General features: G+C 30.9%; 6 protein-coding genes. 3 read left to right on the plus strand and 3 right to left on the minus strand.

From position 1 onward, the window contains the following. Nucleotides 1-467, plus strand: a 467-nt coding sequence (locus AB1Z17_RS00365; protein WP_368049808.1) for a hypothetical protein, incomplete at its 5' end; no start/stop codon positions are given. A 56-nt stretch (nt 468-523) separates the two neighbouring features. Further along, nucleotides 524-973 (plus strand): nucleoside deaminase, encoded by a 450-nt coding sequence (locus AB1Z17_RS00370; protein ID WP_368049809.1) that lies wholly within the window; start codon nt 524-526, stop codon nt 971-973. On the opposite strand, the gene AB1Z17_RS00375 is transcribed toward AB1Z17_RS00370, so the two are convergent. From AB1Z17_RS00375 to aspS, 3 genes are all read right to left on the minus strand, one after another. Continuing rightward, nucleotides 970-1,218 carry a hypothetical protein gene (locus AB1Z17_RS00375; RefSeq protein ID WP_368049810.1) on the minus strand — a complete coding sequence of 83 codons (249 nt, stop codon included), beginning with the start codon at nt 1,216-1,218 and terminating at the stop codon, nt 970-972. The two genes, AB1Z17_RS00370 and AB1Z17_RS00375, sit on opposite strands and share 4 nt — an antisense overlap. An 8-nt stretch (nt 1,219-1,226) precedes the next feature. Continuing rightward, the gene (locus AB1Z17_RS00380) at nt 1,227-3,017 is read right to left on the minus strand and encodes a chloride channel protein (RefSeq protein ID WP_368049811.1); all 1,791 of its coding nucleotides are present in this window, start codon (nt 3,015-3,017) and stop codon (nt 1,227-1,229) included. A 313-nt stretch (nt 3,018-3,330) separates the two neighbouring features. Next, nucleotides 3,331-5,079 (minus strand): aspartate--tRNA ligase, encoded by a 1,749-nt coding sequence (gene aspS / locus AB1Z17_RS00385; protein WP_368049812.1) that lies wholly within the window; start codon nt 5,077-5,079, stop codon nt 3,331-3,333. A 352-nt stretch (nt 5,080-5,431) separates the two neighbouring features. Between aspS and AB1Z17_RS00390 the strand changes: the two genes are divergently transcribed. Beyond that, entirely contained in the window at nt 5,432-7,231 is a 1,800-nt protein-coding gene (locus tag AB1Z17_RS00390) for a long-chain fatty acid--CoA ligase (RefSeq protein WP_368049813.1), read from the plus strand. Nucleotides 7,232-7,394: the final 163 nt, after the last annotated feature.

Genomic DNA, 7,394 nt, shown 5'->3' on the forward strand with positions numbered 1-7,394 from the left:
CAGGATATTTATATTCTGACAATAATATTGATGGTTTATACAACGGAAATATAAGTGCTGGTTTTGGCATTCAAAATAAAAGTAGAACTCTTGGTACTGTTTTATCAAGTTCATACTATCTTGGAAGTGATGCTGCTTACCAAATAGTTTCTAGAACCTATGCAAATTTGAAATTACTTAAAACAAAAAAACATCATTTAAAAATTAGACCGCAACTTAGTATTTATACAGGTACACAAATTGTTGATGTACTTTCAGACTCAACACTCCAAGACTCTTTCATATCACAAAACACTTTATTTGGACTTATAAATACCCAAATTAATCTTCCAATTCAATATAGCACCAATTCTTTTGATTTTGAATTGGGTTATAATTTAAATTTCCCTTCTGAAATAGGTGATGAAACAGCTTTAAAAAATACTAGTTTTTTTAATATTGGCATTTCATATTTATTGGACTTATAAAACCTAAAATGTCTATTTTCAACTGTAAATTAAATAAAAAAATCTACTTTTGAAGTATGATAAACCCGTTTGACGATACTTATTTTATGAAACGTGCTTTGCAAGAAGCGCAACTTGCTTTTCATAAAAATGAAATTCCGGTTGGTGCAATAATTGTAATGAATAATCAGATAATTGCACGCGCTCATAATCTAACTGAAACCTTAAATGATGTTACTGCTCACGCAGAAATGCAGGCGTTTACCGCTGCTGCAGATTATTTAGGCGGAAAATATTTAAAAGAATGCACCTTGTATGTTACACTAGAACCTTGTCAAATGTGTGCAGGAGCAAGTTATTGGACTCAAATTGGAAAAATTGTGTTTGGTGCTTCTGAAGAAAAAAGAGGATTTATAAAGTTAAATACAACATTACACCCAAAAACGAAGGTTATTGGTGGTATTTTAGAAAAGGAATGCAGTAAACTTTTAACTCGTTTTTTTATTGAAAAACGAAATTTGAATTAGGTTTTATCTTCTTCTTTCTTATTATGTTCTTCTAAATCTTTTCGGTATTGATCAAAAGTAAAATCTTTGATATTTTTATTTTTATAGCGGTGGTAGATAAATAATGGCATAAACACAAATGCAATTGCTAAAACTCCAATTCCAATAATTATTTCTCCATTAGCATCTCCACTATTTTTTACATAATAGCCATAGACTAAAATTCCAATAATTAGAACTAATAAAATACTTAAAATTTGCTTCATGTTTTTAATTATGCTGTAACTTCAATTAACTTTCTTCTGTAAGCAGTAAGTAATCTTGATTTTGAAATAAAACCATAATATTTACCTTCTTTTAGAACCACTAAGTTCCACGCTCCAGTTCTTTTAAACTTATTTAAAATTTCTTCGGTTGTATCTTTTTCTAAATAAATAATTTCCAAAGCACTGTGCATTAAGCTTTCAACCTTTACTTTTTCATACAATTCTTTATCAAACATAATACTTCTAATATCGTTAAGCGTAAGAATCCCTAGAAACTCATTGTCTTTATTAACCACAGGGAAATGATTTCTAGATGATTTTGCAACGGCATTATTTACAATTTCACCCAATGTCATTTCAGGATTTAATAGCACAAAATTGGTTTCAATTACTTTGTTAATATCTAATAACATCAACACATTTTTATCCTTATCGTGCGTTAAAAGTTGCCCTCTTTCTGCTAATTGCTTATGATAAATATTATGCGGAATGTATTTTTTTGTAATTATATATGAAATTGAAGCAACAATCATAAGCGGAACAAATAACTCGTAACCACCCGTAATTTCAGCAATTAAGAAAATTGCCGTTAACGGCGCATGTAAAATACCTGCCATTAAACCAGCCATACCCACCATTGCAAAATTGGTTAATGAAAGTTGGTGACTAAATATATTAGATGTATTAATTATTAAAGCAAATACATAGCCTGTAACACTTCCTGTAAACAGCGTTGGTCCAAAAATACCTCCAACACCTCCTGCGCCAAATGTAAAAGAAGTAGCTACAACTTTAAATAAAATTAAACCTATAAGAAACGTAATTACAACCCAAACATTATCAGTAGCTGTATGAAATATATTACTAATAATAACAGGCTCAATAGTACCTCTTAAAACATTGTTTATGGTATCATAACCTTCTCCAAAAAGAGGTGGTATAAAATATATAATGATTCCTAATAAAACACCACCAATTAGTAAGCGTTTATAAGTATTGGCTATGCCACGAAAAAAAGTATCAATTCTAAAATAGATTTTACTAAAATATATAGAAACGGAAGCTGAAATAACACCTAAAAGCACATAAAATAAGACATCATTAAAGGCAAATTTATCTTGTAAATTAAAGTGTAATAAAACATCATCTCCAAAAAAGAAATAAGATGTTAAAACTGCAGAAATTGAAGCAAGTAATAATGGTATTAAGGAAGCCATTGTTAACTCCAAACTAAATATTTCAACAGCAAATACAATTGCCGCAATTGGTGCCTTAAATATGGAAGCCATTGCGCCAGCTGCAGCTGCACCCATTAACAAAGTTCTTGTAGTTTGATTTAAATGAAATAAACGGGCAAAATTAGATCCTAATGCGGCTGATGTTGAAACAGTTGGTCCTTCCAAACCTACAGAACCTCCAAAACCTACCGTTAAAGGAGCTGTAATTAATGACGCCCACATTTGATACCGAGGCATCATTCCCTTTTGTTTTGATATTGCAAATAAGGTAGAGGGAATTCCGTGACCTAATTTTTCTTTTATTAATTTTCTTTTAACCAACAATACGAGTAGTAAACCTACTATTGGAAAAATAAAATAAAACGCCTGATGAATTTCCTTTATAAACTGACCTTCTAATAAAGCTTGTATAAAATGTACTAGGTTTTTAATAGTTACAGCGGCAAGACCAGCCAATAAACCAACAACGGCACTTGCAATATTTATAAATTTCTTATTAGAGATATTTTGATACCTCCATTTTAAAAATTTTCTAAATATAATTTTTGATCTAGTAGACATTTTATAAAAACAAAAAACGAAAGGCAAAAGTACATAATATGGGCTTAAGTTTATCGTTTAGGACAACTTTTACACTTTTTCTCACCCTTTTTTTTATATTTTTTACAACAATCTTCTTTAACTTTACTTTTTATCTTTTTGTGAGAAGATTGTTCCCAAACAAAATCGTAGTTAAAAATATCTGAAGTTTTTTGCACTTTTAAATTTGTTATTTAGAATGATTTTAAACAAAAGTACAAATACTTTGAAAATCAGCATAAAAAAACCTCGATAAAATTTATCGAGGTTATATTTAAAACTGTTATTTTTTAGATTACAAATCTAACTTCAAGTTTAATTCTTTTAATTGTTCATCATCAATTTTGGATGGTGCATCAATCATTATATCTCTACCGCTATTATTTTTTGGAAAAGCAATAAAATCTCTAATCGTTTCTTGTCCACCTAAAATAGCAACCAATCTGTCCAATCCAAAAGCAATTCCACCGTGTGGAGGTGCTCCGTATTCAAAAGCATTCATTAAAAATCCAAATTGCTCTTTTGCTTGTTCTGGTGTAAATCCTAAATGACCTAACATTAAAGCTTGTTTCGCTTTATCGTGAATTCTAATCGAGCCACCACCAATTTCGTTTCCGTTTAAGACTAAATCGTAAGCATTTGCTCTCACTTTTCCAGGATCTGTGTCCAGTAGCGCCATATCTTCTGGTTTTGGTGAAGTAAACGGATGGTGCATTGCATGGTAACGTTCAGTTTCTTCATCCCATTCTAACAAAGGAAAATCAACTACCCATAAAGGAGCGAATACTTTAGGATCACGCAACCCTAAACGTGTTGCCAATTCCATACGTAATGCGCTTAATTGAGCTCTTACCTTATCTGCATTACCAGATAAAACACAAATTAAATCACCAGATTTAGCTCTGGTTACTTCAGCCCATTTTGCTAAATCTTCTTGATCGTAAAATTTATCTACAGAAGATTTAAAACTGCCATCTTCATTGCATCGCGAATAAACCATTCCTAAAGCACCAACTTGAGGGCGTTTTACCCATTCTATTAATTTATCAATTTCTTTTCTTGTATAAGCATTCCCGCCAGGAACTGCAATACCAACAACCAATTCTGCATTGTTAAAAACGCCAAATTCTTTGTGTTTTGCAACCTCATTTAATTCGCCAAACTCCATTCCAAAACGAATGTCTGGTTTGTCGTTTCCATATTTTTTCATGGCTTCATCATACGTCATTCTTGGAAATTCAGCTACTTCAACACCATTTACAACTTTTAATAAATGACGTGTTAAACCTTCAAACGTATTTAAAATATCTTCTTGCTCTACAAACGCCATTTCACAATCAATTTGTGTAAATTCTGGCTGTCTGTCCGCACGTAAATCCTCATCTCTAAAGCATTTTACAATCTGAAAATACTTGTCCATTCCGCCAATCATCAACAATTGCTTAAAGGTTTGAGGCGATTGTGGCAATGCATAAAACTGACCTTCATTCATTCTACTTGGCACCACAAAATCACGTGCACCTTCAGGTGTAGATTTAATTAAAACAGGTGTTTCAACTTCAATAAAATCTTGATCAGATAAATATTTTCTGGTTTCAATTGCAACTTTACTTCTAAAAATAAGGTTGTTTTTAACAGGGTTTCTTCTAATATCTAAGTAACGATATTTCATACGTAACTCGTCACCACCATCGGTTTCATCTTCAATAGTAAAAGGAGGCACTAAAGATGCGTTTAAAACAGTTAGTTTTTTTACTAAAATTTCTACTTCACCAGTTGGAATATTTTTGTTCTTAGAAACACGTTCAATTACTTCACCTGTAACCTGAATTACAAATTCACGACCTAAGGTTTTGGCTTTTTCAACCATTTCTTTTGGTGTTCTGTCTTCATCAAAAATCAATTGCGTAATACCGTAGCGGTCTCGCAAATCAACCCAAATCATAAATCCTTTATCGCGCGATTTTTGCACCCATCCGGCCAAGGTAACTTCCTGACCAACATTTTCCAATCTTAATTCTCCGTTTGAATGTGTTCTATACATTGTTATTTTTTTATAAGAAAGTGCAAATTTAATGATTTACAGCATAGATTTTACACATATCAACCTTTTTTTGGGCGTTCCATTTGTAAAAACAACTATCAGGCTCTCTGTACTCGCTTTTTTTTCCATTTTGGGTATAAAAAAGAGCTCAAACAACAAGCCTCGAAGTGAGGTAAGTCGAAGTATCCATCCTTAATACGGTTTCGTATTCCCCAAAAATTATGTTAAATATTGGTAATTCCGACTTAAATTGTAACATTCATAACCTTTAAAATAAAACATACAGTTATTTTATTTGTAGATTTGCGCGCTATGCAAAAAGTTTAGAATTTAATTTTCGAAACAAAATTTAATGAGTTATAAGCACTTAACAGAAGTAATTAAAGAAAATGCAAAGCGCTTTTCTACCAAAAAAGCTATTTTCTATAAAAATAGTGAAACGAAAAATTGGGATGGAATTTCTTGGGAAAATTTCTATAATCAAATTCAAAATGTTTCTAAAGCATTAGTGAATTTTGGAATAAAAGAGCAACAAAATGTTGCAATTTTTGCCCAAAATATGACTGAATGGATAATTGCAGATATTGCTATTATGAACACAAGAGCTGTAACAGTTCCTATTTATGCAACTAATTCCACAAAAGAAACTGAATACATTATAAACGATGCTGAAATTAGTGTAATTTTTGTTGGAGATCAAGAAGAGTTTGACAAAGCCGAAGAGATTTCAGAAACGAATAAATACTTAAAATTAATTGTTTCGCTCACCGAAACAGTTGATTTTAGAAACCACAAAAATGCTGTTTATTTATCAGATTTTATAAACGCTGAATTCCCAAAAAGTATAGATACTGAGCTAGATAAAAGGTTTTCTGAACACCAATTAAATGATTTAGCAAGTATTATTTATACCTCTGGAACTACAGGAGAACCAAAAGGTGTTATGTTGGATCATAACAATTTTGCAGCTTCACTAAAAGCACACGAAGATGAATTAGATGTTAACACGAATGATACTTCATTAAGTTTTTTACCTTTAAGTCATATTTACGAACGTAGTTGGGTATTTTTCTGTATTCAATCTGGAATTCAAGTGTATTTTAATCAAGATCCAAAAGAAATTGCAGAAGTTTTAAAAGAGGTAAAACCTACTTTAATGTGTACAGTTCCACGTATTTTTGAAAAAATATTTTCTGCAATTCAAGAAAAAAGAAAAGAAGCTTCACCTACTAAAATGAAATTAGCAAGCTGGGCTTTAGGAATTGGTAATGCATATAATAACAAGTATAAAAGATTAGATAAAAAAGTTCCTTTAGCATTAAAGTTAAAGCACAAAATTGCCGATAAACTGGTGTTGAGTAAATTACGTGGAGTATTTGGTGGAAACATTAAGTTTATGCCTTGTGGTGGTGCTCCTTTGGCAGCCGACATGGTTTCTTATTTTCATTCATTTGGGTTAAATATTAAGTGTGGTTATGGTTTAACTGAAACTACAGCAACGGTTTCATTATTTGGAAATCAACATTTTGAGTTTAATTCTGCGGGAAAAGCCATTGCAGGAACTGAAATTAAAATAGGCGCTAACAACGAGATTTTAGTGAAAGGCCCCGGAGTTATGAAAGGTTATTATAAAAAACCCGAAGCAACTGCCGAAGTTTTTACAGAAGATGGTTGGTTTAAAACAGGCGACGCAGGGAAAATGGATGCAACAGGTAATTTGGTAATTACTGATAGAATTAAAGATTTAATGAAAACTTCAGGAGGAAAATATATTGCTCCGCAAAAACTGGAAACAGCTTTAGTTAACGATTCATTTATTGAACAAATTGCAGTAATTGGTGATCAACAAAAATATGTTACCGCATTAGCTGTACCAAGTTTTGAAAACATAAAAAAGTACGCAATAGAACATTCTATTAGTTTTAAAGATATTGAAGAGTTAATCAATCATAATCAAATAAAAGATTTGTTTGAAAAACGATTTGAAGAATTACAGCAGGAGTTTTCTAAATTTGAAAAAATTAAAAAATTCACTTTACTACCCAAAGAATTTAGTATTGAAGCTGGTGAAATTACTGCAACGTTAAAGTTAAAACGAAAAGTAATTCAACAAAAATATAAAGCACTTATTGATAAAATGTATAAAGAATAGACACATTTTTTAATTTTGTTTACTGTTACTATAAGTAAAAAAACACCTTTAGCTTAAAAGTAGTGTTATTTGTCTATTTTTTTCTAGATGTCTTTAAATTTATCGGATATTTATTTTTTATAAATCGTAAATATTAATGATGTTTAAACATAGCAATAAAAAA

The sequence above is a fragment of the Lutibacter sp. genome (genome assembly GCF_040883305.1).
Taxonomy (GTDB): Bacteria; Bacteroidota; Bacteroidia; order Flavobacteriales; family Flavobacteriaceae; genus Lutibacter.

Bases quoted from the DNA above. Each gene is read 5' to 3' on its own strand.
- AB1Z17_RS00370 (WP_368049809.1), top strand. From the start codon at position 524: ATGATAAACCCGTTTGACGATACTTATTTTATGAAACGTGCTTTGCAA.
- AB1Z17_RS00375 (WP_368049810.1), bottom strand. From the start codon at position 1,218: ATGAAGCAAATTTTAAGTATTTTATTAGTTCTAATTATTGGAATTTTA.
- AB1Z17_RS00380 (WP_368049811.1), bottom strand. From the start codon at position 3,017: ATGTCTACTAGATCAAAAATTATATTTAGAAAATTTTTAAAATGGAGG.
- aspS (WP_368049812.1), bottom strand. From the start codon at position 5,079: ATGTATAGAACACATTCAAACGGAGAATTAAGATTGGAAAATGTTGGT.
- AB1Z17_RS00390 (WP_368049813.1), top strand. From the start codon at position 5,432: ATGAGTTATAAGCACTTAACAGAAGTAATTAAAGAAAATGCAAAGCGC.